This window comes from Lawsonibacter faecis, from assembly GCF_014287675.1.
In the GTDB taxonomy this organism is placed as follows: Bacteria; Bacillota; Clostridia; order Oscillospirales; family Oscillospiraceae; genus Pseudoflavonifractor; species Pseudoflavonifractor faecis.
The window spans coordinates 43910-70772 of record NZ_JACOPQ010000006.1; the positions used below are offsets into that span (position 1 = coordinate 43910).

21 protein-coding genes and 1 riboswitch are annotated in these 26863 nt (G+C 62.0%); of the genes, 11 read left to right on the forward strand and 10 right to left on the reverse strand.

Annotated elements, in window-relative coordinates; genetic code table 11:
• Positions 1-6 precede the first annotated feature (6 nt).
• From H8S62_RS08980 to H8S62_RS09005, 6 genes are all read left to right on the forward strand, one after another.
• Entirely contained in the window at positions 7-1611 is a 1605-nt protein-coding gene (locus H8S62_RS08980; protein WP_186919080.1) for a carbohydrate-binding domain-containing protein, read from the forward strand.
• A gap of 206 nt (positions 1612-1817) precedes the next feature.
• Positions 1818-2951 carry a site-specific integrase gene (locus H8S62_RS08985; RefSeq protein WP_186919081.1) on the forward strand — a complete coding sequence of 378 codons (1134 nt, stop codon included), beginning with the start codon at positions 1818-1820 and terminating at the stop codon, positions 2949-2951.
• A 140-nt stretch (positions 2952-3091) separates the two neighbouring features.
• The gene (locus tag H8S62_RS08990) at positions 3092-3571 is read left to right on the forward strand and encodes an RNA polymerase sigma factor (RefSeq protein WP_186919082.1); all 480 of its coding nucleotides are present in this window, start codon (positions 3092-3094) and stop codon (positions 3569-3571) included.
• Positions 3564-5804: an anti-sigma factor gene (locus tag H8S62_RS08995; protein ID WP_186919083.1), complete on the forward strand. Its 2241-nt coding sequence runs from the start codon at positions 3564-3566 to the stop codon at positions 5802-5804. The genes H8S62_RS08990 and H8S62_RS08995 overlap by 8 nt, the downstream gene beginning before the upstream one ends.
• A 121-nt stretch (positions 5805-5925) precedes the next feature.
• Positions 5926-6507: a chromate transporter gene (locus H8S62_RS09000; RefSeq protein WP_186919084.1), complete on the forward strand. Its 582-nt coding sequence runs from the start codon at positions 5926-5928 to the stop codon at positions 6505-6507.
• Positions 6504-7076 carry a chromate transporter gene (locus H8S62_RS09005; protein WP_155147140.1) on the forward strand — a complete coding sequence of 191 codons (573 nt, stop codon included), beginning with the start codon at positions 6504-6506 and terminating at the stop codon, positions 7074-7076. The genes H8S62_RS09000 and H8S62_RS09005 overlap by 4 nt, the downstream gene beginning before the upstream one ends.
• A gap of 95 nt (positions 7077-7171) precedes the next feature.
• Here H8S62_RS09005 and H8S62_RS09010 read toward each other — a convergent pair whose 3' ends face one another.
• The 4 genes from H8S62_RS09010 to metK form a co-directional block, all read right to left on the reverse strand.
• Positions 7172-8746 (reverse strand): O-antigen ligase family protein, encoded by a 1575-nt coding sequence (locus tag H8S62_RS09010; protein ID WP_155147142.1) that lies wholly within the window; start codon positions 8744-8746, stop codon positions 7172-7174.
• A 49-nt stretch (positions 8747-8795) separates the two neighbouring features.
• The gene (locus tag H8S62_RS09015; RefSeq protein ID WP_155147145.1) at positions 8796-9899 is read right to left on the reverse strand and encodes a glycosyltransferase family 4 protein; all 1104 of its coding nucleotides are present in this window, start codon (positions 9897-9899) and stop codon (positions 8796-8798) included.
• Positions 9900-10027: 128 nt separating this feature from the next.
• Positions 10028-10444 carry a hypothetical protein gene (locus tag H8S62_RS09020; RefSeq protein ID WP_155147148.1) on the reverse strand — a complete coding sequence of 139 codons (417 nt, stop codon included), beginning with the start codon at positions 10442-10444 and terminating at the stop codon, positions 10028-10030.
• 13 nt (positions 10445-10457) lie between these two features.
• Complete coding sequence (gene metK / locus H8S62_RS09025; RefSeq protein ID WP_155147150.1) at positions 10458-11639, reverse strand: methionine adenosyltransferase; 1182 nt, start codon at positions 11637-11639, stop codon at positions 10458-10460.
• A 90-nt stretch (positions 11640-11729) separates the two neighbouring features.
• A riboswitch (SAM riboswitch) is annotated at positions 11730-11820 on the reverse strand.
• Between metK and H8S62_RS09030 the strand changes: the two genes are divergently transcribed.
• The gene (locus H8S62_RS09030) at positions 11786-12181 is read left to right on the forward strand and encodes a hypothetical protein (protein WP_186919085.1); all 396 of its coding nucleotides are present in this window, start codon (positions 11786-11788) and stop codon (positions 12179-12181) included. Its footprint overlaps the riboswitch before it by 35 nt.
• On the opposite strand, the gene H8S62_RS09035 is transcribed toward H8S62_RS09030, so the two are convergent.
• Positions 12162-13406 carry an adenosylhomocysteinase gene (locus tag H8S62_RS09035; RefSeq protein ID WP_186919086.1) on the reverse strand — a complete coding sequence of 415 codons (1245 nt, stop codon included), beginning with the start codon at positions 13404-13406 and terminating at the stop codon, positions 12162-12164. The genes H8S62_RS09030 and H8S62_RS09035 overlap by 20 nt on opposite strands.
• Before the next feature lie 194 nt (positions 13407-13600).
• Between H8S62_RS09035 and H8S62_RS09040 the strand changes: the two genes are divergently transcribed.
• Together H8S62_RS09040 and H8S62_RS09045 are read left to right on the forward strand one after the other, a co-directional pair.
• Positions 13601-14491, forward strand: coding sequence for a rhomboid family intramembrane serine protease (locus tag H8S62_RS09040; RefSeq protein ID WP_243255529.1), 891 nt, complete (start codon positions 13601-13603; stop codon positions 14489-14491).
• Between the two features lie 7 nt (positions 14492-14498).
• Entirely contained in the window at positions 14499-15047 is a 549-nt protein-coding gene (locus H8S62_RS09045; RefSeq protein ID WP_155147154.1) for a GNAT family N-acetyltransferase, read from the forward strand.
• 81 nt (positions 15048-15128) lie between these two features.
• On the opposite strand, the gene H8S62_RS09050 is transcribed toward H8S62_RS09045, so the two are convergent.
• Positions 15129-16334 carry a tRNA(Met) cytidine acetate ligase gene (locus H8S62_RS09050; protein ID WP_155147156.1) on the reverse strand — a complete coding sequence of 402 codons (1206 nt, stop codon included), beginning with the start codon at positions 16332-16334 and terminating at the stop codon, positions 15129-15131.
• Between the two features lie 157 nt (positions 16335-16491).
• Between H8S62_RS09050 and H8S62_RS09055 the strand changes: the two genes are divergently transcribed.
• Together H8S62_RS09055 and H8S62_RS09060 are read left to right on the forward strand one after the other, a co-directional pair.
• Positions 16492-17691 (forward strand): acetate/propionate family kinase, encoded by a 1200-nt coding sequence (locus H8S62_RS09055; RefSeq protein ID WP_155152912.1) that lies wholly within the window; start codon positions 16492-16494, stop codon positions 17689-17691.
• An 842-nt stretch (positions 17692-18533) separates the two neighbouring features.
• Complete coding sequence (locus tag H8S62_RS09060) at positions 18534-20117, forward strand: NAD(P)/FAD-dependent oxidoreductase (RefSeq protein ID WP_155147160.1); 1584 nt, start codon at positions 18534-18536, stop codon at positions 20115-20117.
• A gap of 1021 nt (positions 20118-21138) precedes the next feature.
• On the opposite strand, the gene H8S62_RS09065 is transcribed toward H8S62_RS09060, so the two are convergent.
• The 4 genes from H8S62_RS09065 to H8S62_RS09080 all read right to left on the reverse strand — a co-directional run bounded on the left by H8S62_RS09065 (position 21139) and on the right by H8S62_RS09080 (position 26657).
• Complete coding sequence (locus H8S62_RS09065; RefSeq protein ID WP_173023818.1) at positions 21139-21648, reverse strand: helix-turn-helix domain-containing protein; 510 nt, start codon at positions 21646-21648, stop codon at positions 21139-21141.
• A 377-nt stretch (positions 21649-22025) separates the two neighbouring features.
• Positions 22026-23390 (reverse strand): citrate/2-methylcitrate synthase, encoded by a 1365-nt coding sequence (locus H8S62_RS09070; protein WP_155147165.1) that lies wholly within the window; start codon positions 23388-23390, stop codon positions 22026-22028.
• Between the two features lie 368 nt (positions 23391-23758).
• A complete protein-coding gene (locus H8S62_RS09075) occupies positions 23759-25489 on the reverse strand; it encodes an FAD-binding protein (RefSeq protein ID WP_155147166.1) in 1731 nt (576 codons plus the stop codon).
• Positions 25490-25730: 241 nt separating this feature from the next.
• Positions 25731-26657 carry a magnesium transporter CorA family protein gene (locus tag H8S62_RS09080; protein ID WP_173023482.1) on the reverse strand — a complete coding sequence of 309 codons (927 nt, stop codon included), beginning with the start codon at positions 26655-26657 and terminating at the stop codon, positions 25731-25733.
• Positions 26658-26863 lie beyond the last annotated feature (206 nt).

Consider the following 26863-nt stretch of genomic DNA (forward strand, 5'->3'; position numbering starts at 1 on the left):
GTTACCATGCTGAAACGAAAGCTGATTCCCCTGGCGCTGACGCTGGGGCTGCTCCTCTCCTGCGCCGCCTGCGGGGAAACCGCCGGCGGCACGGCTTCTCCGTCCTCCACCCCCAGCGCCTCCCCCTCATCCGCCCCGGCGGCCGGCGAGACGTCCATTGTCCTCTCCGACGGCGGGGTGACGGTGGACGGCGCCGCCGCCTCCACCGACGCCGGCAGCGCCGTCTATGTGGGCGCGGAGATCATATACTACGAGGCAGGCCGTGACGAGTCCTACGGCGCGGGCGCCGAGGCCGACGGGCATACCGCCGGGGAGGCCGCGGAGCAAACCGTGGTGACCATCACCCAGCCGGGGACCTACCGGGTGTCGGGCACGCTGTCCGCGGGCCAGCTTGCCGTCGACCTGGGCGAGGATGCCCAGAGCGATCCCGACGCGGTGGTGACGCTGATTCTGGACAACATGGACATCACCTGTGCGGTGGCTCCCGCCGTCATCTTCTACAGCGTCTACGAGTGCGGCAGCGCCGATACCGAGACCGCCGCGGCCACGGTGGACACCTCTGCCGCCGGGGCCAACGTCATCATCGCCGACGGTTCAGTCAATCATGTGGACGGCTCCTATGTTGCCAAGATTTATCAGGAGGGCACGGAAAAGAAGCTCCACAAGTACGACGGGGCCTTCTACTCCAAAATGAGCATGAACGTCCAAGGTGAGGCCGCTGGCGACGGCGAGCTGTACATCACCGCCGCCAACGAGGGGCTTGACAGCGAGCTCCACCTTACCATCAACGGCGGCAATATCTCCATTACCGCCCAAAACGACGGCATTAACACCAACGAGGACGGGGTATCCGTCACCACCGTCAACGGCGGCAGGCTCTACATCAACGCCGGCCTGGGTGATGAGGGCGACGGCATCGACTCCAACGGCTACCTGGTCATCAACGGCGGCGAGATCGTCACCCTGGCCAACGGCAGGAGCGGCGACGGCGGATTGGACGCCGACCAGGGCATCTACCTGAACGGCGGCTCGGTTCTGGCCCTGGGCAGCCGCAACGACGCCGCCAGCACCGACTCCGCCCAGGCATATATGGAATTGGCGTTCAGCTCCACCCTGCCCACCGGGAGCGTCGTCTCCATCACCGACGCGGAGGGGAACGAACTGGTAAGCTATACTGCCGAGAAGGAGTTCGCCACCCTCACCTACACCGCCCCCGCCCTCCGGGACGACGCTGTCTACCACGTCTATCTGGATGGGGTGCAGCAGCAGTTCACCGGCCACAGCTTCGGCATGGGCGGCGGGATGATGGGCGGCCAGGAGCCACCCGAGGGCTTCGAGCACGGCCAGGAGGGCGAGCGGCCAGATCTGCCAGAGGGCATGGAGCCGCCCGAGGACTTCGAGCCCGGACAGCAGCACGATGGGACCGGCATGCCCCGGGGTACCGCCCCGGCGGACGACGGGGACAGGACCCCGCCCGGCGGCGCGCCTGACGGCTCTGGCCGCGGCGGCGGACGGGGAGACCGGGGCGAAACCCTGGACCCCTCCGCGGAGTTCAGCCTCTCCGCCGGCTCCCACAGCTTTTCCGGCGTCGGCGACAGCACCCTGGGGTAAACGTCCGGTTCCAGCCCGGCTGAAAAGCGACGTTTCCCTGAACCTTTTTCCGTACTTCCTCTGGATATTGTATAAAACTACCGCCCGGACCACATCCTAATGGTCCGGGCGGTAGTTTTTTCCTGCCCTACTATTTCGTGTTCTACAAGAGTTTGGCGGAATGTGATATCTTTTGTCGTATTCTGTTGAAGAAAGAGGTAAATGGTATGGCAAGGAAAACAGTGGAACGCAACATCTCCTACGACGATGTGAGAGGTCTTTACTACGTCTATATGGACTACGGCAGCGATGAGGGCGGGCACCGGATCAAGCAGTACCGCACCTGCCCCAGTCTCTCCACGGCCCGGCGGCTCCTGCGGGAGTTCCGGGCGGAGCTGGACAATCACCGCCAGGTTGCCCCCCGGGCCGTCACCCTGGACCAGTGGCTGGAGTACTGGATGGAGCAGGTCATCCTGCCCAACCGTGCGGAGACCACGGTATACGGATACCGCAAAATCATTGAAAACCATCTCTCCGACGCCCTGGGGGATGTCCCCATACAGAAGCTGACGCCCCAGCATCTGCAGACCTACTATACCGCCCTCATGCGGGACAAGGGCCTCTCGGCCAACACGGTGCGGCGGCACCACGATCTGCTCTCCGCCGCCCTCCATATGGCCATGCGGCAGGACATGATTCTCCGCTGCCCCACGGAGCGGGTGGAGCCGCCCCGTGTAATCCCCCACGAGGCCAAATACTACGGTCCGGAGGAGCTCAAGCGGCTCTACGCCCTGGCAGAGGGGACCTGGCTGGAGCTCATCGTAAAGCTGGCGGGAATGCTGGGCCTGCGGCGGGAGGAGATCTGTGGGCTGCGCTGGTGCAGCGTGGACTTCGTCCAGCGCAAGCTCCACGTCTGCGAGGCCCGCACCGCCGCAGGGGCCCGCATCATCCAGAAGGAGACCAAGAACCGCTCCTCCAACCGCATTCTCCACCTGACAGACGAGCTGGTGCGCCTCCTCAAGCGGGAGCGGGCCAGGCAGGCGGAAAACCGCCTGGCGCTGGGGGAACGGTATGAGGACTCCGGCATGGTGGCGGCGGACCGCTTCGGCCGCCCCCTCTCCCCCAACGCGGTCTCCCTGGCCTTCACCCGGTTCATCAGCAAAAACGGCCTGCCCAAGATCACCCTCCACGGCCTGCGGCATACCTTCGCCACCGTGGCCTCCGCCCAGGGCGCGCCCCTCTTCGACATCGGCAAGGCCCTGGGGCACTCCACCCCCTCCACCACCGGGCGCATCTACACCCATCTGCTGGACCAGAATCATGAGGCGACGCTGGCGCGGGTGGCAAACGCGCTGAAATGAGGCTGACTGGCGGGGCGTGGGGACGGACGCGGCACGTCATGCCCCTGCCTGACGCCTTGCATTCGTGAAAAATAAATCGTATGATGGGTGCAATAATCCGGGCCGCACATGTGTGTTATGGATAGAAGGGAGAGGAAGCCATGACCGGTCAATTTCAGAAGGATTCGCCTTTCTCCTATGCATTTGATCACTACACGGACACCGTTTACCGCGTGGCCGTCCACAACACCCGCGACGCCCACGATGCCGAGGACGTGACCCAGGATGTCTTTGAGAAGCTGCTCCTCTGCCGCAAGCCCTTTCAAAATGAGGAGCATCTGAAGGCCTGGCTCATTCGGGTCACGCTGAACCTGTGCAAAAATCTCCGCAGGGACCGGCGGGAGGTGGCTCTCACCGAGGATCTGCCCGCCCCGGAAGGGGCGGACGGCTCGGTGCTGGACGAGGTGCGCCGCCTGCCGGAGCGCTACCGCAACGCCATCTATCTCCACTACTTCGAGGGATACACCGCCGCCGAGATCGCGGAAATGATGGGCGGCACGGTGAATACCGCCCTCTCCCGGCTCCGGCGGGGCCGGGAGGAACTGCGGAAACGGATGATCGGAGGCTTTGAGGATGAATAGACACGACTACATAGCGGAAGTGGACGCCCTCCACGCCCCTCCCGAGCTGCGCGCGCGCATCGCCGCCCTGCAAAGCGCCCGCGCGCCCAAGCCCCGCCGCTGGGGCCGCTGGCTCTCCTTGGCAGCCTGTCTGGTGCTGCTGGTGGGCGCGGCCGCCAGCCTGCCAACGATCCTGCGTCAGCTCAATCTGGGCGGACAGCTGGACCCGCCTCCCGTGGCAACCGACCCCGTCATGAGCCAAGACCCGCAGCAAGCCCCCATCCCCGACGAGGAGCTGACCGCCCTTTTGGCGGCGGAGTTCCCCGAATCCGAGGCGCAGGATTCCTGGGAGCTGCTTCTCTCCCGGCCCGGCGACGGGCGTACTCTCGGTGTATTGCGCTACGCCTCCGCATACCACGCCGGCGGATACGGAAACCTACTGATCGGAATATTCGACAATGAAACTCGTACCCTCTCCGAGCCGGTCAAATTTCTGCGGGGCGATCGCGGAACAATCTTCGCCTGGAACGACGCCCAAACGCTTCAGTTCTATATTCTGTGCACCTCCATCTACGAGGCGCAGGGATGGCAGGACTGTACCGCCGCCCTCTTCACCTTTAACGGCAGTCAGCTGGGCACCGTCCGCAAGCTGCCCGAAATAGCGCTGGAATCAGGCGCAGACCTTCCTGACGGTGCTGAAACCATGTTCGACGATGAAATAAACGCCGACTTTTGGGCGGACCACAAGGGCGTGGTCAACGGCGCAGGCCTGGATATCTACCACCGGGACCCGGAAAAGGGGTTCTACAGCGACGATGCGTGGATTTTTGACTGCTACCTCCCCCTGGGCACGCCGATGGATGACACTGCTACCGTCCCTGTGGAGCTCCCTCAGCCCGGCGAGGGCTTTGAGTCCTACACCGGCTCCCCCCTGCTGGCGCTGACCGTGGAGCCCTCCGGCGGCGGCTCCCCCGAAGATATTGCGGTGGAGCGGGTGCTCACCTTCGACTTCACCGAAACGTTCCCGAACTATACGCCCGGCAGCTGCCCTCTCGTCACAGACCGCTACGTCCTGCGCAATACCACCGGGCGGGACCAGAGTCTTACCCTCTTCTACCCCTTCGCCGGCAGCTTCCAGCGTGGGGAGAACAGCTTCATCCCCACGGTCACCGTGGACGGCGCGGCCGTCCCCCGGACCAACCTGAAGGCCGGCGCTGTTCTCAGCCACGGCGAGAACTGGAGCATCCCCACCTGGGAGGAGTATGCCGCCGCGCTGGACGGCGGCAGCGCCTACCTCCGGGACTGTCTCTCCCCCGCCCAGATGCTGATCCGGGACCTACCCGCCCATACCTACATCGTGCGGGATATCCAGGGCCTTGGGGACAACCCAGACCTCCGGGACCCAGCGTCGGCCACCCTGGCCTTCGACCTGGTTCTGGCCGACCCGGAGCACACTCAAATCCTCACCTACGGCATCGACGACTCCGGCCAGGTGGGGAGCGACAATCCCCACTTCGATTTCTATCTGAGCGCCGACCGAAAGCCTGTTCAGTACGTCATCCTCGTGGGGGGCGATCTGGAAAGCTTCAGCGTCACCGGCTATCAGGACGGCGCCTGCACCCCCGGCGACGAGGTGAGCAGCCTCACCGCCCGCCTGTCCCCCGCTCCCGCCACCGCCGTGGCGGAGGGCACCCTGGGCGCGGCGATGTACCACATTGTGGACGCCTATTTGAACAGCAGCAATTATACCACCATTCTGGATATGAGCGGAGAGCTGGACAGGTCGGTTTTCATTGATGCGGCTGCCATCCTGCTCACCACCTCCGTCCGGGGCCGGGGCATGGTGGACAGCGGCTACGGCGCCAGCCTGGGCGGCGAGGTATTTGTCGATCCCCGTTATGCCTCCGGGCGGCTGGAGACCATTTTGGACGACGTGTTCCTCTCCGGGCGGGTGCTCTACTATTACGACCATGTCTCCATCCCGGCTGGGGACTCGGTGACGGTGAAAAGCGTCTTCCACCACGGCAGCCACGACGGAAGAGGGCTGGAGGGGCCGGAGGACGCCGTTCTGGGCTTCGACTTCTCCCCGGCGCTGGGAAGCAGCGTTGTCCCGGAACAATTTCAGGTGCAGATCATCCCAGATGGCTCCAGAAGTGTGATAAGCACCAATCTGGAGCTGCTCCAGGACTCCGATCACGGCATTACTTACCTCGCAGACCCCAAAATTGAACGCTGCTTCTTTGAGATGCAATAATCGCGCAAGCCGCTGCCTGTACGGAAGCAAGCCGGGGACTCAATTTTTTACTGGACTCCCAGCGCGCAACGTGGTAGGATACCTATTGTTGTCTTACTATCCATTTCAGGGGGGAGTCCTGATGCAAAAACGCGGCTTCAAGCTCTATTGGAAGCTCTTCACCGCCACCTTTCTGCTCTCCGCCTTCACCTTCGGCGGAGGGTATGTCATCGTGCCTCTGATGAAGGGTCGCTTTGTGGACGACCTCCACTGGCTGGAGGAACAGGAGATGCTGGATCTCACGGCAATCGCCCAGTCCGCCCCCGGCCCCATCGCCGTCAACGCCTCCATCCTGGTGGGCTGGCGGGTGGCGGGGCCGCTGGGGTCTGCGGTGGCCATTCTGGGCACCGTTCTGCCGCCGCTGATCATTCTCTCGGTCCTCTCCCTCTTCTACGCCGCCTTCCGCTCCAACCGGGTGGTGGCCGCTCTGCTGAAGGGGATGCAGGCGGGCGTGGCCGCCGTCATCGCCAGCGTGGTCTGCGACATGGCGGGAAATATCCTCAAGGAGAAGAAGCTCCTGCCCGACCTCATCATGGCCGCCGCCTTCCTCGCCACCTGGTTCTTTGGGGTAAACGTGGCCTGGATTATCCTGGTCTGCGCCCTCACAGGCATAATCTACACCTTCCGGCACAATCGCCGGGGCGGAGAGGAGGCGCAGACATGATCTATCTCCAGCTCTTCTGGTCCTTTTTTCAGATTGGCCTGTTCAGCTTTGGCGGCGGATACGCCGCCCTTCCCCTCATCCAGCAGCAGGTGGTGGGCATCCACAGCTGGCTCACCATGTCGGAGCTCACCGATTTGGTGACCATCTCACAGATGACTCCCGGCCCCATCGCCATCAACGCCGCTACCTTTGTGGGGACCCAGATCGGCGGACTGCCAGGGGCGGTTGTGGCCACGCTGGGATGCGTCCTCCCCTCCTGCGTCATCGTCTCCCTGCTGGCCTTCCTGTACTACCGCTACCGCAGCCTCACCGCCATTCAGGGCGCCCTTTACGGCCTGCGGCCCGCGGTGGTGGCCCTCATTGCCTCGGCGGGGCTGTCCATTCTCCTCACCGCCCTGTGGGGCGAGGGGGGCTTTGCCCTCGCCATGCCGGACGTCGCCGCGGCCGTCCTCTTCCTGGGCGGGTTCTTTGTCCTGCGGAAATGGCGCAGGACCGACCCCATCCTGGTCATGCTGGGCTGCGGTGTGCTGGGCGCGGCCGTCTATCTGCTCATCCCGGGGCTGATGTGACATCCGGATACCGGCCGGAAGCACAGGACATAAAACAGATATGGATTCCAAAAAAGAGCGGCGGCCCTATGGGCCGCCGCTCTTTCGTCTTCTGATTATGCCGTTTTCCTCTTGGAGAGCTTGATCGCCGCGGCGATGACGCCGAAGAGGAAAAAGTAGACAAACATATTCCGGGGATAGAACCAGGTGTACTCCGCCACGCCTATGACCGAGATACCGCAGAAAGCGCCCACGCCGGCGGCCAGGATATTTTTGGCCGCCCGGTTGGTGCTGGAGTAGAAGCTCTTGACGCCCGCCTTGATCTGGTGAAGCACCATGGCGAGGTAGGTAATGGCCCCGAACACGCCCAGCTCGCCCCACATCTGGAGGTAATTGTTGTGGGTGTGGATGGGGTAATTGCCGTCGTACATCGTAGGATAGACCTGAAAGACCTGCTTCATCACGTCGGTTCCCAGGCCCACGCCCCGCAGGCCGTAGTCCCGGATGAGGTAGGTGGTGTCCTGGTAGATGGCGAAGCGGTACTGGGTGGAGCTGTCCTTCAGGTTGCCGATGGTGAGAATGCGGTTTATGATGCTCTCAGGCAGGATGGGCAGGGCGGCCAGGCCCAGCACCAGGAAGAGGGGCAGGAACCGCCAGTTGATCAGGATCAGGAACACACCCAGGGCGATAACCAGTCCGATCCAGCAGGATCGGGACAGCGTGAGGCCGATGGCCACCAGACAGGGCACGATGGAGCCCAGGGCCAGCACCCTCCCCCGCCAGGTCCTGGCGTTGAGGAGCAGCGCCGCCTGGAAGGGCATGAGCATAACCAGGATTTCCGCGAAATTGTTGGGGTTATCGAAGTAGGAGTAGACGCGCCCGGGCATATCGGGGTTGAGGCGCATATCCTGCTGGGAGGGCACCACCTCCACACCCACATAGCCCTGGTAGCACCCGTAGAGGGCGGCCACCACCAGGCCGGCCACGACGACGGCCAGCATCAGCTGAAGCTGCTCGGTCTTCTGGACCGTACTGACCGCCATAAGGGTGATGAGGAAGGCGATGACGTAGAAGACCAGGAAGCGCAGGGAGATGTTCTTGGCCTCGCTGGTGAGGCCGTAAAGGACGCCCTCGGAGAAGTCGGTACCCAGGCTGCTGAAAAAGCCGTACACAATGAAGCCCATGAAGAGGGTGAAGTAGGGCCCCAGCTTTGTAAGCTCCAGCCGATGCTTCGGGCGGGCCATGGCCCCCGCCAGGAAGAGGAGAAACACCAGAATCATGCACCGCAGGGCATAGCCGTTGTCCCAGCTCCCGTGGGGGACAATGAGCATGATGAGCATGGTGAAGCCCACAAAGAGGAAGCCCGCGCCGCCTACCGCGGAGGCGAAGCGGAAGGCGATGCTGCCGTCAAAGAGGTTTTTCCCCAGCCTGTAGATCCACTGGACGAAAAGAACGGGCAGGTTGATGATTGTGGTCAGGACCCGGCAGGTGATGCTGACGGGCCAGGACTTCGGAAGGTTCCCCTCCCGCCATGCGAACTGGCAGATCCGGCTGCCCGCCACCCCCCGGCGGACGGCCAGTCCGATCCGGGCGAAGAGTTTCCCCGGTACGCTCTCGTCCCAGCCGCTGCGCAGGACGGCCCAGAGCGCGGCAAAGAAGCGCACGAGGGCGCTGTTTTGTGCGATAGACATAGGCAAAGCTCCTTTAGGGTGTTTCAAAGCACGGGAAGCGGGCGCTCCGTCAGCGGCCCGCCGCCTTCTCGTATACCTGATAGGTGGCCTGGGCCATCTTGTGGACCTCGAAGCGGTCCTCCACGGCCTTCAGGGCGTTCCGGGCGCACTGGGCGCGGAAGTCCGGCTCCTCCATCATCCGCTTGAGGGCTGCGGCCATGGAGTCCGGGTCCTCATACTTTACGGCAAGGCCGCATTTCGTCTCGTCGTTGACGATATCCGGGTTGCCGGCCATGTCGGTGGCCACCACGGGCAGGCCCGCGGCCATGGCCTCCACGATGAGGAAGGAGAGGGCCTCGTGCTGGGAGGAATTCACATAGAGATCGCTGGCCTTATAGAGGTTCTTGATGTCCTTGCGAAAGCCGATGAACTTCACACAGTCCTCCAGCCCCAGCTCCTCTGCCTGGGCCTTCCGGGACTCCAGCAGGGGGCCGTCCCCGGCCAGGACCAGGGTGAAGGGTACGTCGGAGATCTCCCGCAGCCGCTTGACGGAGCTGAGCAGATAGTGGTGGCCCTTGTCGTCGGCAAAGCGGGAGGCGCAGAGCATGACGAAGCGGTCCTCGGGGATGCCCAGCTCGGCGCGCAGGGTGGACTCGCTCCGTTCCCCCGCCCAGGCGGCAGGGTCCACGGCGTTGAAGATGACCTGGATGCGGTCGCCGCTCCAGCCGTTTTGAATGAGCTGGCGCTTGCCCAGGTTGCACACGGCGATCATCTGGTCCTGACGCCTGTCCATCCACCTGTTGGACAGGCGGGTGACGGCATTGTTGGCGAGGACGAAGTGGTTGGTATACACCACCCGGATATGCCTGTTGTACTTCTTGGCCAGCAGGGCGGTATAGTGCTCCCGGAGGTAGTGGCAGTGGACCACGTCGATGTCCCACTCCTCACAGAGCCGGGCCAGGGCCCTGGCGGCCTTGAAGTCAAACCGGCTGGTCATCTCGATCTGGCGGCAGGGCACGTGGGCCTCCTCCATCCGCTCCACCAGAAGCCCCGCCTCGTGATAGGCGAAGCAGGCGTTGACCTTCGTGCCGTTCAGGTACTTCACCAGCGTCTCCACGTAACGCTCGGTCCCCGCCTTTCCGGCGTGGTTGAGAAGGTAGAGGACGTTCAGCATAGAGAGCTCCCTCCTACGTTTTCATCAAAAGCAAAGCGGGCGGCCAGTGGCCGCCCGCCGTTTTTCTATTTTACCCCAAAGAGGGACGATTGTCCACCTTGAAATTTACGACATAGCCTTCAGGCACCTCACGCATGTATCACCTGAAAATTAAAAGAATCCGCAATACACTCAAATGTATCGTCCCGAAAATAAAACAGATAGTGCTTGCAGTTTTCTGTCGCCTGTCCGCTTACCTGAATCGAGTCCGGAAATTCGCTTTCCCAGCCGGAATCCTCCAATTGGTAAAATTCTCCCCAAGCGATACCGTACTGCTTAAATCTCGATTGGCCATATTGATAAAAGCCTTCATCATTCGGCACGCCAACCCGATATTGACAGCAGTTGTGAAAAGTCAAAAGTCCTTCATCGCCATAAACAAATTCCTTGAATTGAAATGGATTTAGCCGAAAGCGCACAATGACATCGGTATCATCGACAGCAATTTTGACGTCCGGCACATTTGGTTCGGCATTCCAACCGTGATTCAATTTTATAAAGCGCAAATTTTTTCCCCCATTACAGCGCGGCCTTCAGCGCCTGCGTCATGTCCGTGCGCTCCCAGGGCAGATCGATGTCCGTGCGGCCGAAATGGCCGTAGGCGGCGGTCTGGCGGTAGATGGGCCGGCGCAGGTCCAGCTTGCGGATGATGGCGGTGGGGCGCAGGTCGAAGACCTTCTCTACGGCGGCGGAGAGCGCCTCGTCGGAGACGGCGCCGGTGCCGAAGGTATCAATCAGCACAGAGACGGGACGCGCCACGCCGATGGCGTAGGCCAGCTCGATCTGACACCTCTTTGCAAGGCCCGCGGCCACGATGTTCTTGGCCACGTACCGGGACATATAGGCGGCGGAGCGGTCCACCTTGGTGGGGTCCTTGCCGGAGAAGCAGCCGCCGCCGTGGGGGGCGCTGCCGCCGTAAGTATCCACAATGATCTTCCGCCCAGTGAGGCCGGAGTCGCCCTGGGGCCCGCCCACCACGAAGCGGCCGGTGGGGTTGACGTAGAACTTGGTGTTCTCATCCAGCAGCGCGGCGGGAATGGTGGGCTTGATGACCAGCTCCACCATGTCCTTTCTAATCTGCTCCAGGCTCACCTCCGGGCCGTGCTGGGTGGAGATGACCACCGTATCCACCCGGACGGGTACGCCCGCCTCGTCGTACTCCACGGTGACCTGGCTCTTGCCGTCGGGCCGGAGGTAGTCCACCCTGCCCTCCTTGCGGACCCGGGTGAGCCGCTGGGCCAGCCGGTGGGACAGCGAGATGGCGACGGGCATCAGCTCGGGGGTCTCGTCGCAGGCGTAGCCGAACATCATGCCCTGGTCCCCGGCGCCGTTCTCCAGCTCGGCGTCGGCGCCTCCCTCTTTGGCCTCCAGGGACTTGTCCACGCCCATGGCGATGTCGGGGGACTGCTCGTCGATAGACGTGATAACAGCGCACGTGTCGCAGTCGAAGCCGAACTTGGCCCGGTCATAGCCGATGTCCCGGACCACGCTGCGGGCGATGTGGGGGATGTCCACATAACAGTGGGTGGTAATCTCGCCCATCACGTGGATGAGGCCGGTGGTGACGGTGGTCTCGCAGGCCACGCGGGCGGTGGGGTCCTTCTCCAGAATCGCGTCCAGAACGGCGTCGGAGATCTGGTCGCAAATCTTGTCGGGATGGCCCTCGGTGACGGATTCAGAGGTAAAGAGTCTGTGTGCCATGTTTTTCCATTCCTTTCTTTTGGGGCGGAGCGCGCACAATAAAATGCGGCCCTCCGATAAGGGAGGACCGCACAGCTTGTTACGATTACCGCCTTATCGCTGTTAGCAGAACCACCTTGCGCCTTGACGCAGGTTGGTGTGAGGTCATGGAGCTAACTCTCTCGCTCACTCTTGATAATGGGGCTATTCAATTGTTCTGGACCTATTTTATCAGATTTTTCGTCTTTGTCAACGGGATGAGACTAGACAGATTGCACGAAATGTACAGGCCTTGTCTGGTAAACGGCAATACGCCCGGCGGCGCGGTATTTTTTCGTCCGGCAGGCAGTTTTTTTGCAGGAATCCGCACGGATTACAGGGAATATCCGCGCCGTCCAAACGGAAAAATTCCCGCCATTGGCCGTGTTGACCTTTTTATACAAGGCCTGGGTTTTATCTCATCCTTTCTCCATGTACAGCCCCAAAAGGAGGACAAGCGCCGACGCAGCCGCCAGCGCAGCCCACTTCCACGCCCGTTTCAACTCAAGCCTTCCAGCCGTTGAGGTACTCCACCTGTTCGGATGTGAGGGCGTCGATGGAGAGCCCCAGGGCGGCCAGCTTCACCCGGCCGATCTGGTCGTCAATCTCATCGGGCACGTTGTAGACCCTCTTCTCCAGGCCGCCGCCGTGTCTCACCAGCCACTCCAGCGCCAGGGCCTGTACGGCGAAGGACATATCCATAATCTCCGCCGGGTGTCCGTTGCCTGCCGCCAGATTGACCAGCCTGCCCTCGCCGATGACATTGAGGACCCGCCCGTCAGGCAGGATATAGCCCTCGATGTTCTCCCGGCGCAGCTCCCTCTTCACCGCCATGGCCGCAAGGCCGGCCACGTCCACCTCGCAGTCGAAGTGGCCCGCGTTGCAGAGCAGGGCGTTGTGCTTCATCCCGGCGAAATGGGCGGGGGTGATGACCCCCTTGCAGCCGGTAACGGTGACGAACACGTCTCCAATTCTCGCCGCGTCGTCCATCTTCATCACCCGGAAGCCCTGCATGGTGGCGTCCAGGGCCTTGAAGGGGTCCACCTCGCAGACCACCACGTCGGCCCCCATGCCCTTCGCCCGCAGGGCCACGCCCTGGCCGCACCAGCCGTACCCCGCCACCACGACGGTCTTGCCCGCCACGATGAGGTTGGTGGTGTGCATAATGGCGTCCCAGACGGACTGGCCGGTGCCGTATTTATTGTCATAGTAGTGCTTGGCCTTGGCGTCGTTCACGGCCATCATGGGGCAGGGCAGAATCCCCTCCCGCTCGCGTGCGCGCAGGCGCAGAATGCCGGTGGTGGTCTCCTCGCAGCCGCCCAGAAGGTTCCCGCCCAGGTGGGCGTGGCTCCCGCCCAGCAGGTGGACCAGGTCCCCGCCGTCGTCCACGATGAGGTGTGGCCTGTGGGAGAGGGCCTCCGCCAGATGGGCCTCGTACTCCTCCGGGCCCACGCCGTGGATGCCGAAGGTCTCCACGCCCATAGAGGCGAGGCCCGCGGCCACGTCGTCCTGGGTGGAGAGTGGGTTGGACCCGGTGAGGCGCACCTCCGCCCCGCCCTTCTGAAGGACCAGACCCAGGTTGGCGGTTTTGGCCTCCAGGTGGACGGATACGGTAACCCTCAGCCCGGCAAAGGGCTTCTCCCGCTCAAACCGCTCCTCAATGCCGGAGAGGGCGGGCATAAAGTCCCGTACCCACGCGATCTTTCTGCGGCCGCACTCGGCCAGGGACATATCCTTTACAATGCTCATACTGGGCCACCTCACAAATATGATACAGGGCGCGTCCGCCGGACGCGCCGCCGGTTTTCATCAGTCTATCATACTTTCCCGCCCCCGGAAAGATTGTTCACAGATTTTTTATTTACTTTGCGATGGAAAGCGGGTAGAATTGGTATGTTGTCCAAGAAACGTTGACGACTGAATCTGACTGAGGAGGGGTCGCTTTGCGCTCCATCGATTCCTGGCTAGACCGCTTTGCCTACAAGCATCCCAGGTTCGGCATCCCGCACCTGATGACCTACATCATCATCGCCAACTCCGCCATCTTCCTGCTGGATCTGTTTTCCAACGGGCTGAGCGTCTCATCCCTGCTGGGCTTCCAGCCCATGGCCATACTCCAGGGAGAGGTGTGGCGGCTCGTCACCTTTATCCTCGTGCCCGAGACCCAGAAGCCCATCTGGTTTGTGGTGTCCATGTTCTTCTACTACTTCCTGGGCAACCTGATGGAGCGGGAGTGGGGCGCGGCCAAATTCACCCTCTTCTACCTCTGCGGCGCGCTGCTCACCCTGATCGCGGGGTTCATAGGCGGCTTCTTTATGGGAACGATGGGCTATGCCATCGCAGCGCCCACCATTACCATGTATCAGGTGAACCTGTCCCTCTTCCTGGCCTTCGCCACGCTCTACCCCGAAGCGCCGCTGCGGTTTTACTTCGTCATTCCCATCAAGGCCAAGTGGCTTGCGGTGCTCTACGTGGGTCTCATGGCCTGGGACATCATCAGCATCCCCGGCTACATGATGGCATTGATGCTGCCCATGATTCTTCCCGGCGACATCGCCGCCCTGGCAAACTACGCCATTTTCTTCTGGTCGGAGATTCGCACGTTCTGCGCCCGGACCTTCCGCCGGGCCAAGCACCAGAATTCCCGGCAGACGGTGAACTTCAAGCAGGCCACCAAGGAGGCCAAGCAGCAGAAGGGCTACCTCCACAAGTGCGCCGTCTGCGGCAAGACCGACACCGACTACCCCGACGAGGAGTTCCGCTACTGCTCCAAGTGCAACGGCTACTACTGCTACTGCTCCGAGCATATCCACAACCACATCCACATTGAGTGAGACCGCCATGGCCGAGTGTTACGAAACCGCGCGTCTGATTCTTTCTCCCGCCTCCCCTGCTCTGGCCCCGGCTCTCGCGGAGTACTATGTCCGCAACCGGACATTTCTGCGGCCCTTCGAGCCCGAGCGGGAAACATCCTTCTTTACCGCCGGTGGACAGCGGTTACTGCTGGAACAGGAGGCGGACGCGGCCCGGGAGGACCGGGGATACCGTCTCTACCTCTCCCTGAGGGACAGACCCGGCGCAATCGTCGGCATGGCGGCCCTCAACAACGTGGTCCGGGGGGCGTTCCAGTCCTCCTTCCTGGGCTATAAACTGGACGGCAGTCTGCAGGGCCGCGGGTATATGACCGAAGCCGTGCGCGCGGTATGCCGGATTGCCTTCACGGAGCTGGGGCTCCATCGGCTGGAGGCCAACATCATGCCCCGGAACCTCCCCTCCCTCCGCGTGGCGGAGAAAGCTGGCTTTTCCAGCGAGGGCTTGGCCCGAAAGTATCTCAACATCAACGGCGTCTGGGAGGACCACATCCATATGGTCCGGCTCAGCGATGATTAAGGCAAACCAGCAAGCGGTGCGGACAAAAGTCCGCACCGCTTGCTGGTTTGAAGGGATGCGCGGGCGATTCACCATGCGCGTCTACAGCACCACCGGGCCGCTGGTCCACTCCAGGCCGCAGGGGCGGACGCCGGGGGAACAGAGGGCGTAGAGGTCCGTGCAGCGGCTCTCCAGCTCAAAGAGCTTCCGCCCCTCCTCCCCCAGCTTTTTCGCGTGGGCGGGCTTGACGACGACAGGCAGACGGCAGGTCTTCTCCATCCGCCGCAGGAGGAGCCGCCCCGCGCCGTTCATGCCCAGTACACGCACGTAGGGCACCCGGCTGGGAATCACGTCCCGCCGCAGTTCCAGCCAGGCCCGGAGGACCAACCGCCGGATGCGGGCATGGGCGTACCGCTTGGTCTTGGCCAGAGCATAGACCTCGGCCAGGGAGCAGCCCCGGCGGGCCGCCTCCGCCATGCGGTGGGAGAGGCCCTCCGAGGCGCCGCCGTCGGGCAGGGCGGCAAAGTCGGCCTCGCTCATGGTCCGCAGCTTGGCCAGGACGGCCCGCTCGCAGTTCATGAGGCTGGCCGGAGCATGGGCGAAAGCCGTCCCGCGGGTAAGAACCTCCGCCGTGGACTGGGGCACCCAGGCCGCCGCCCCCTCCATGTCACCGGCATAAATCAGTTCCCGCACCGCCGTGGCCGAGGCAAAGCCCCCTTCGGGGCTGGCAGCGTCGTGGCGGGCGCCCCGGCGTGAGACCGCCATGGGCTCCAGCGGAGCGTTCAGGGTGCGCAGGGCTTTGAGGTACTCCACGGCCAGGTTATTGTTTGGCCCGGAGAGGCAACCGGCCGCCTCTCCAATCAGGCTGGCCGCCGCCCGCTGCCGGGCGGCGGCAAAGGAGGTGTTCCTGCCCGCCTCCCGTCCCAGGGCCTCCCGATACGCCGGGGTGAGCAGACAATCCGCAGCCGCGGTCAGGTCCTCGATATGTCCGTCCTCACAGCCGAAGGAGAGGGCGTCCACCACACCCGTGGCGCTTAGTACCTCCACCGCGCCCCGGGCGAACCCCTCCGCCGACGAGACGGCCCAGGGGGTGGGCAGTTCCAGCACAAGGTCGGCCCCGCCCAGGAGGGCGCACTCCGCCCGCGCCCATTTGTCCAGGACGGCGGCCTCTCCCCTCTGGACGAAATTGCCGCTCATGACGCAGACCACCGCACCCTCCGCCCCCAGCCGCCGCCGGGTCTCGGCCAGATGAAAGGCATGGCCCAGATGGAAGGGATTATACTCCGCCACGACCCCCGCGACGCGCATAGAGAGCACCTCCAGACAAGATTTCCGCTTAAATTTCAAAAAAAGGTTGTTCTTTCCGGGAAAAGAGGCTAAAATATATCTGCTATTCTACTACAGAACCGTCCGGCCCGCAAGCCGGACGAAATTTTGTGAGTGAAAAAAAGGAGAGACAGCATACATGAAGGTACTCGTCATCAACGCAGGCAGCTCTTCCCTGAAGTATCAGCTGATGGACCCCGCCACACGGGATGTACTGGCGAAGGGTCTGTGCGAGCGCATCGGCATCGACGGCCGCCTGACCCATAAGGTCCCCGCCAAGGACCAGAAGTTTGAGGCCGAGATCGCCATGCCCACCCACGCCGAGGCGATCCAGTCCGTCCTGTCCGCCCTGCTCAGCAGCGATCACGGCGTAATCGCCAGCATGGATGAGATCGATGCGGTGGGCCACCGCGTGCTCCACGGCGGCATGGCGTTCACGGAGAGCTGCATCATCGACGACGCCTGCATTGAGGCCATCAAGGAGTGCATCCCCCTGGGTCCCCTGCACAATCCCGCCAACCTGATGGGCATCGAGGCCTGCCAAAAGGTCATGCCCAAGACCCCTCAGGTGGCCGTGTTCGACACCGCCTTCCACATGACCATGCCCGAGAAGGCCTATACCTATGCCATCCCCTACGAGTATTACGAGAAGGACAAGGTCCGCCGCTACGGCTTCCACGGCACCTCCCACCGCTATGTGTCCGCCCGGGCCGCCGCCGTCATGGGCCGCGACCCCAAGGGGCTGAAGCTCATCTCCTGCCACCTCGGCAACGGCTCCTCCCTGGCCGCCATCGTGGACGGCAAGTGCGTGGACACCACAATGGGCCTGGGCCCTCTGGCCGGCGTACCCATGGGCACCCGCGCGGGCGATATCGACGCCACCATCATGGAGTACCTGATGGATAAGTACGGCTACTCCATCAAGGAGATGCTGACCATCCTCAACAAGAAGTCCGGCGTGCTGGGCATCTCCGGCGTGTCCTCCGACTTCCGCGACCTGGAGAGCGCCGCCGCCCAGGGCAATCACCGCGCTCAGCTGGCCCTGGACGTCTTCTACTATGACGTGAAGAAGTTCATCGGCTCCTATGCCGCCGCCATGGGCGGCGTGGACGGCATCATCTTCACCGCCGGCGTGGGCGAGAACGCCGCCTCCACCCGTATGGCCATCGCCTCCGGCCTTGAGTATATGGGCGTGAAGATGGACGCGGAGAAGAACAATACCCGCGGCAAGGAGGCCGTCATCTCCGCCGACGACTCCAAGGTCACGGTCATGGTCATCCCCACCGATGAGGAGCTCATGATCGCTTCCGATACTGCGGAGATTGTCTCCAAGCTGTAAGCCGGCCTGATACCGGGTGGGGATGACCATACCAAGCGTTTTGGTCCCCCCGCGCGGCCAAAACCTTGATGCCGGGCGGATTCACTCCGCCCAGGCAGATAAAGGAAACCGGGGGTCCCCAAAATCTTTGGTTTTGGGGCGCATCCCCACCGGTGAGGAGCTCATGATCGCTTCCGATACCGCCGAGATTGTCTCCAAGCTGTAAGCCGGCCTGATACCGGGTGGGGATGACCATACCAAGCGTTTTGGCCCCCCCCGCGCGGCCAAAACCTTGATGCCGGGCGGATTCACTCCGCCCAGGCAGATAAAGGAAACCGGGGGTCCCCAAAATCTCTGGTTTTGGGGCGCATCCCCACCGATGAGGAGCTCATGATCGCTTCCGATACTGCGGAGATTGTCTCCAAGCTGTAAGCCGGCCTGATACCGGGTGGGGATGACCATACCAAGCGTTTTGGCCCCCCCGCGCGGCCAAAACCTTGATGCCGGGCGGATTCATTCCGCCCAGGCAGATAAAGAAAACCGGGGGTCCCCAAAACAGAGATTTTGGGGCGCATCCCCACCGATGAGGAGCTCATGATCGCTTCCGATACCGCCGAGAGCGTCTCCAAGCTGTAAGAGTGTTCGCCTGAGCGGACCGGGTGCTTCGGCATCCGGTCCGCTTTATTATTTGGTATCGGGCCGCCGGACCTCTTCCATGCCTGACCATCAGCGTGTCGCCTTCCTGTCATCCCTCCGACGGCGGGCCCTCAGGGCTTTCAGTTCCCGCGAGAGCCGCCCTGTTCCCCACAATTCCCGTTGTGCATTCCGCTCAGCCGTGGTACACTGTTTCCCAGGTGATCAAAATGATACGGATTCAGAATATCCCCCTCCCTATCGGCGGCGGGATGGAACAACTGAAAAAACGCGCCGCGCGGGTTCTCGGGGTCTCCCCGGACACCATCCGGAAGCTCTCCCTGGTGCGGCAGTCCATCGACGCGCGGAAGAAGAACGACGTGCACTATGTCTGCACGGTGAACGTGACTGCGGACGATGAGCCCGCCCTGGTGCGCCGCGCCAAGAGCGGCAGTGTGACCCTGGCTGAGCCCCGGCCCTACGTCTTTCCCCCGGTGCGGCGGGACTCCAGGCTGCCGCCGGTGGTGGTGGGAATGGGCCCGGCGGGGCTCTTCGCCGCTCTCTATCTGGCCAGGAACGGCGTCCCCTCCGTCGTACTGGAGCGGGGCCGGCCTGTGGAGGAGCGGACGGGGGACGTGGAGCACTTCTGGCGCACTGGGGAGATCTGCGCCGCCTCCAACGTCCAGTTCGGCGAGGGAGGCGCGGGCACCTTCTCCGACGGCAAGCTGACCACCGGCATCCATGACCCCCGCATCGCCACGGTGCTGGAGTCCCTGGCCGCCGCGGGCGCGCCGGAGGACATCCAATACCAGCACAAGCCCCACATCGGCACCGACGTGCTCCGTACGGTGGTAAAACATATCCGGGAGGAGCTTCTCCGCCTGGGGTGTGACGTACGCTTCGGTCATAAGCTCACCGGGCTGGATGTGCGTGACGGCAACCTCTCCTCCATCCGGGCGGAGGGACCCCAGGGTCCCTATGACCTGCCCTGCGACGCACTGGTGCTGGCCCCCGGCCATTCGGCCCGGGACACCTTTCAAATGCTGTTTGACGCGGGGGTGCCCATGGCCCCCAAGCCCTTCGCCGTGGGCGTACGCATTGAGCACAGCCAGTCTGCGGTGTCCCAGGCCCAATTCGGCCCGGCCTGGGAGCGGCTGCCCGCCGCCGACTACAAGCTCTCCTGCCATCTGCCCGACGGCCGCAGCGCCTTTACCTTCTGCGTCTGCCCCGGGGGTGAGGTGGTGGCCGCCGCCTCTGAGCCGGGGCGGCTGGTAACCAACGGCATGAGCTGCCGGGCAAGGGACGGGGCCAACATCAACGGCGGCTTCCTGGTGGGGGTCTCCCCCGCCGACTACGCATCGGACCATCCCTTGGCGGGCGCCGCCTTCCAGTCCCGGTGGGAGGAGGCCGCCTTTGCCCTGGGGGGCGGGGATTTCCGCGCTCCCGCCCAGACGGTGGGGGATTTCCTGGCCGGAACGCCCTCCAGAAAGCTGGGTGCCGTCCAGCCCACCTACCGGCCCGGCGTGACCCCCGGTGATCTATCCCAATGCCTGCCCGCCTTTGTCACGGACACCCTCCGCGCCGCCCTGCCGCTCTTCGACCGCAGGCTGCGGGGCTTCGCAAGCCCGGACGCCCTGCTCACCGGCGTGGAGACCCGCTCCTCCTCCCCCGTCCGCGTCCTGCGTGACGAGGGCTGCCGCTCGCCCATCCGGGGGCTGTACCCCTGCGGCGAGGGGGCGGGCTATGCAGGAGGTATTATGAGCGCCGCAGTGGACGGCATCCGCGTGGCCGAGGCGATTGCACAGGCCGAGTAGCCCGCGCCCGCGCCTCCAAGCATTTTGACCCCCCGCGTGGTCAAAACCTTGATGCCGGGCGGATTCACTCCGCCCTGGCAGATTAAAGAACCAGGGTTCCCATGGAGCGCGCTCCATGGGAGTGGGGCAGGCTGTGCGGGTGGAATTATGAGCGCCGCTGTCGACGGCATCCGCGTGGCCGAGGCGATTGCACAGGCCGAGTAGCCCGCGCCCGCGCCTCCAAGCGTTTTGACCCCCCGCGTGGTCAAAACCTTGATGCCGGGCGGATTCACTCCGCCCAGGCAGATAAAAGAACCAGGGCTCCCATGGAGCGCGCTCCATGGGATGGGGCAGGCTGTGCGGGTGGAATTATGAGTGCCGCAGTGGACGGCATCCGCGTGGCCGAGGCAATTGCACAGACTCAATCGCCTGATTGACAAAAGCCCGGGCCCGCATTAGGGGGGGCTGATAAAGATGCGAAAAATCAAAATTGTCCCGGCAGTCCCACAGGGTAAGTTTGTCAGCAAAATGTCACTGATTCGCGGCTGCGCCCCCAAAGCCCTGAAGCGTATGAACCGAAAGCTGTCATCAAGGTCTGTGAGCCGCTATGCTGCACACACGCCCGTTTCAAATTATCAGGAGGTTGCCCCGCACAAACTGTGCGGGGCAACCTCCTGAATATATCTTGAACTGAGCAAAGGCATTCAGTAAAGGTATTCAGCGTGCCTTTTACCCGAAAGCTGTCATCCAGAGCCGGTGCGCACAGCGCAGCCGTCGGCGGCTTTGCCGCCTTAGTGATGCCGCGTACCCCTGTACACCGGGCAAAGAATCCCGCATTCGGGGGGGGCTGATACTCCCATAGAACGGAATTCCTGGAGGTGAATTGTCCCGCAGGGGCAAAAGACCACTCTGATGGCACCAGTCTGTGGGACCGCACCCCTGAACGGCGGAATTTCGACCGCCAGATGCCATGCCGGCGGCGACACTGACAGATAAACGGGATTTTTGAAGTCTGAACCACACCTAAAAAGGCAGGGCGGTATCATACCTTCTTCCGTGTCAAGATAACTCCAACGATTGCCCCTATAAGGATTATCGGCGTTAACCTGATAAACAGCCACTCAAATGCGTGAAAAACGACTCCGGCAATGGCGGTTTCTGGGTCACTGTAATTCCAGCCTAAGTAAGGGCTGTTTAATGCTATTAAGACCGCAGAAATGATTACTATGACCGCACACAATGAGAGCAGCAGCCAATGGAACGTTTTTCGTCTCGTAGTCTTCCTCTGTGCGAGCTGCAAGTTTATAATCTCCAGCTTTTCGGAAATGACTTTTAAGTCATCAACCCTCGACTCAATAACAGTTTCACCAAGCAGGGTGCTTACGGATGTCTCAAGCACCTCTGATATGGAAATCAACATGTCGGAATCAGGAACCGACAATCCCTGCTCCCATTTGGAGATTGTCTGTCGTACCACATTCAGCTTGACGGCAAGCTCTTCTTGCGAAAGTCCTCTTGATTTTCTGATTGCTTTCATGTTTTCGCTTAACACTCGGGATACCCTCCTTTCTTTCAGTCGTTGACGCCATTGTATGAGAAATTACCCGTTGCTGCAAGCAACGCATATTAACATTTGAGTTTTCTAGTCGTGGTATGCGGTTATGCTGGCCGGGGAAGAAGAACTTAAAGACTCCAAATTATTCTCGGCGTCATCCATTTATCCGGCAAAAAATCTAGTCCCGGTTTATCAAGTACTATATTTTATGGAAATAAAAGAAAAGTTTGCATTGTATCATAACGCTCTCCTGACCGGGCGGCAACAGCAGAAAGGAGCGCCGCAGAGTTTCATTCTGCGGCGCTCCCTTGATTGGAAAACGTCTTTATGCACAGTCTCCCGTGCCGGACTTTGTCATAATTCTATGCCTCAGACTACCGCTCCGCCAGAGGCCTGTACTCGCCACGGTGGCCCACGTACTGATAGGCCGGGCGGATAATCTTGCCCATGTTGATAAGCTCCTCAATGCGGTGGGCGCTCCAGCCGGCCACACGGGCCACGGCAAAGATGGGGGTATAGAGCTCCAGCGGCAGGTCCAGCATATGGTAGACGAAGCCGGAGTAGAAGTCCACGTTGGCGCTGACGCCCTTGTACATCCTCCGCTCGCCGGAGATGACCTCCGGCCCCAGCCGCTCCACCATGGAGTAGAGATCGTACTCCTCTGTGCGGCCCTTCTCCTTGGAGAGCTTCTCCACGAAGGAGCGCAGGATGTTGGCACGGGGGTCGGACAGGGAGTAGACCGCATGGCCCATACCGTAGATAAGACCGGCCTTGTCGAAGGCCTTCTTATCCAGCAGGGCCTGGAGGTAGGCCTTGACCTCGTCCTCGTCCTTCCAGTCCTTCACCTTCTCCTTCATGTCCTCAAACATGCGGATGACCTTGATGTTCGCGCCGCCGTGCTTGGGACCCTTGAGGGAGGCCAGGGCGGCCGCCATACAGGAGTATGTATCGGTGCCGGAGGAGGTGACCACGTGGGTGGTAAAGGTGGAGTTGTTGCCGCCGCCGTGCTCGGCGTGAAGCATCAGGCACACGTCCAGCACGTGGGCCTCCCAAAAAGAGTAGGAGGAGTCGGGCCGCAGGAGGGCCAGCAGATTCTCCGCCGTGGAGAGCTCAGGCTTGGGGGCATGGATGTAGAGGCTGTTCCCCTCCCGGTAATTGTGGGCCTGGTAGCCGTAGACCGACAGCAGGGGGAAGACGGCAATCATCTGCAGACACTGGCGCATGACGTTGGGCAGGCTGGTGTCGTCGGCCTTGTCGTCGTAGGAGGCCAGGTTCAGCACGCTCCGGGCCAGGGAGTTCATAATGTCCTGGCTGGGCGCCTTGAGGACCACGTCCCGGACGAAATTGGTGGGCAGGGAGCGGTAATTGGCGAGCTGACTACGGAAGTCCTGGAGCTCGGCGGCGGTGGGCAGACGGCCCACCAGCAGCAGATAGGCCACCTCCTCGAAGCCGAAGCGCTTCTCGTGCAGGGTGCCGCCCACAAGCTGCTCCACATCATAGCCGCGGTAGTAGAGCTTGCCGTCGCAGGGGAGCTCCTTGCCGTCCACCACCTTTTTGGCCACGATTTCGGAGATCTCGGTAAGCCCGGCTACCACGCCTTTGCCGTTCAAGTCGCGCAGGCCGCGCTTCACGTCGTATTTCACATAGTCGGCGGGGTCGATGCAGCTGTTGGAAAGGGCCAGCCGGGCCAGCGCCTCCACCTCGGCCGTGATCTCGTTATAGTTCGGATTGCTCGCCATTGTTAGGGCCTCCTTTTCTCAGACAGGGCGGGCGGCGCCCGCCGGTACACGGATACTTATAAGTTGATTGCTAATTATTATAGCACGAAAATGTTTCTAATTTATGAATGCCAATTACTATTTTCAAAAAAATAGTAATTTCGCAGGTTGAAATACATGCGGCCTCCCTCCTGATTTACCGGCGGCGGCATGTGACGGGCCGGGAATTCTTACCCATACCCGATGCGAAAGCCGGGCCCCTTTTTAGGGGCCCGGCTTCTTTGACAGAATGCTGCATGACGGATACTCATTTGATTCCGTCGTCTGCGGACGGCGGAGCTCTGCAAGGCTCTCTCTGCGGAGGGAGTGAAAGCCTGAAGTTGCTCAGCTTACAGGATGTCCTCAGCCACGCACTGGCCGGCGATGCGGCCGAAGGTGACAGCGGCGCTGTAGGCGCCGCTGACCCAGGTGACCTCGCCCGCGGCGTACAGGCCGGGCACCACGGTGCCGTCCTCAAAGAGGACCTGGGTGCGCTCGTTGGCGGTGACGCCGCCCTTGGTCATGTGGTTGGCAGTCTGTACCTTGGAGCCGTAGTAGGGGCCCTCGGCGTCGAAGGGACGGGCGCCCTCGGGCAGGTTGGCGTTGTAATCCTCGACGGCGGCCTTGAGCCCCGCGGCGTCGATGCCCAGCTTCTCAGCCAGCTCCTCCAGGGTCTCGCCCTGCTGATAGTAGCCGGCGGTCACGTGCTTGCGGGTACGGAAGTTGTCCTCGTACAGAGTGCGGTCGGCCAGGTAGAAGGCCGCGCCGTCGGGCTGCTCCAGAATGGCGGTGCCCAGCTTCAGGCCGGAGGTGGTCTTCTCGTCGAGGAAGCGCTCGCCGTTCTTGTTCACCAGCAGGAAGCCGGAGCCGCCGCCGGTCAGGTCCCGGCGGGGGTTCAGGATGTAGGAGAAGACGGACATCTTGCCCATGTTCTCCAGGCCCATGCCGTTCTTCTCGAACACAGGGACGAAGTCGCCGGTGGTGCCCATGGAGTTGGAGGTCTCCAGGACCTCGTTGCCGTCGGTGTATTTGGCGAGCAGCTCCTTGTTGTTGCAGAAGCCGCCGGTGGCGACGACCACGGCGTCGGCAGTGATGTTGTAGGTGCCGCCCTTGGTCTCCACGACCACGCCGGTGCAGACGCCGTCGGTCATGATAAGGTCTGTGCCCTTGTTCTCCAGGCGGATGTCCACGCCCAGCTCGTAGGCCCTCTTCTCCAGACCGGTCTGGATGTGGTCGCCGGCGTACACGTCGCTCTCAGCCATGTGGTTGGTGCCGCCGTTAGACTGGTTGAGCAGGATGTCCATATCCCGCAGCCAGGCGTCCAGGGTCCACTCGCCCTCGGCCCAGGCGCGCAGACGCTCGGGGGTGTCGCCGTTGTCCTTCTTGTCCTCAATGAAGTCCTCCACGGTATACTCGATACCGGCCTTGTTCATGGCCTTGGAGTTGATGAGGTCGAAGAAGTTCATGTCGAATTTGCCGTTGCCGGACAGAATGCCCAGCTTCTCGATGAGAATGACATCCTCCACGCCGCTCTGCTTGGCAGCGATGGCGGCGGCGAGGCCGGCGGGGCCGCCGCCCACGACCACCAGCTGAGTGGCGGCGTCCTCGGGCGCGGCGGGGGCCTCGGCGCTCACGGTGGCCATGGTAATCTTGCCGAAGTCCTGACCGAACTGGCTGGCGGCATCAGCCACGGCGGTCTTCACGGCATAGGATGTGAAGGTGGCGCTGGACACACTGTCCACCACGGGGGTCTGGGCCTCCAGAATGCGGTCCTTCAGGATGGGGAACGCGCGCTTGGAGACGGGCTCGGACTCATGATTGTCCAGCAGGCGCAGATCGGTCATCTTGCCGTCCTCAACGGTTACCAGGACGGAGAGCTCGCCGCCGTAGCCGCTGCCCTTGCCCTCGAACACGCCGTTGGCGGCGGCGGTGACAGGAGCCGTCACCTGGGGCTGACTCTCGGAGGGCTGGACGGATGCGGAGGGCGTGGGACTTTCCGCCGCGGGGGTGTTGGAACAGGCGGCCGTCAGAATCAGGGCGCCCGCTGCCAGCAGAGACAGTACGCGTTTGTTGTTTTTCATCTCGTTTCTTCCTCTCATTTCCTTATTTTCCGCCGCACGCCCTGCTTCGTCATACGCGCATCCCATTCGCGCCGGAGTCTGTTCCGGACGGGCCGGGACGGTCGGCAGTATCCTTGTTAATTATATGTCAATACGGTGATTTGTCAATAGTTAAACTACATTTTTATTCATTTTGTATTCTTATTGCGGACAGAAGAACGCCCATCCCGGACGGGATGGGCGTTCGACAGAAACCGATATTTTAGAATAAATCCCGCTTTTTCAGAATGATGGCCGCAATGCCGATGATGACCGCGGCGATAATCAGGGGAATCCACCAGAACTGCTCCAGCGGGAGGCCGCCGGTGATATTCATGCCATAGAACCCAAAAATGATGTTGGGGATGGTGAGCAGGATGGTGATGGAGGTCAGGACCTTCATAATGACATTCAGGTTGTTGGAGATGACGCTGGCGAAAGCGTCCATCATACCGGAGATGATGGAGGAGTAGATATTCGCCATCTCAATGGCCTGGCGGACCTCGATGAGCACGTCCTCCAGCAGATCGTGGTCGTCCTCATAGAGGGTGATGATGCGCCCGCGGAGAATTTTTTCCAGGGTTACCTCATTGGCCTTGAGGGAGGTGTTGAAGTAGACCAGGGACTTCTCCAAATCCAGGAGCTGAATCAGCTCCTTGTTGCGCTGGGATTTATAGAGCTGGCGCTCCATGTAGTTGTAGATCTTGTCGATCTGCTTGAGGTACTGGAGGAAGCGCTTGGCCACCTGGAGGAGCATATAGAGGATAAAGCGGGTGCGCTTCTGAGTCTCGGCGTTCTTCACAAGTCCGTCCTGAAAGTCCTTGATGATGGAGGACTCCTTCAGGCAGACGGTGATGATGTGCCGCTCGGTGACGATGATGCCCAGAGGGAGGGTGGAGTAGACCACGGCGTCGTCCTTCTCCACAGCGGGCACATCGATGATGATCATGGTCTGGCCGTCCTCGGTGTCGATGCGGGAGGTCTCCTCCTCGTCCAGGGCGGCCCGGAGGAAGGTGGGCTCCACGTTCAGGGTAGCGGCCACGGTGTTCAATTCGTCCTCGCTGGGGTAGGTGAGGTTGACCCAGCAGCCGTCCTCCACCTGGTCCAGCTTGGTCATCTTGCCGTTAATGGTCTTATGGATGGTAAGCATTCAAAATCACGCCTTTCCCGGCGCGTCGGGACCCAAAAATGGGCATAAAAATCCCCGCGCGCCTATAGTCTTTGCTGCCGCGCGGATTTTTAAGCATCATACCATCATCCAAACCCCGCACATGAGGACGGTGCTTGGATGGTTGCATGATACCCTCTGTCCGCGCCGCAATGCGGCGACATGGGCGTGCGGGCGCGGAGACGCAG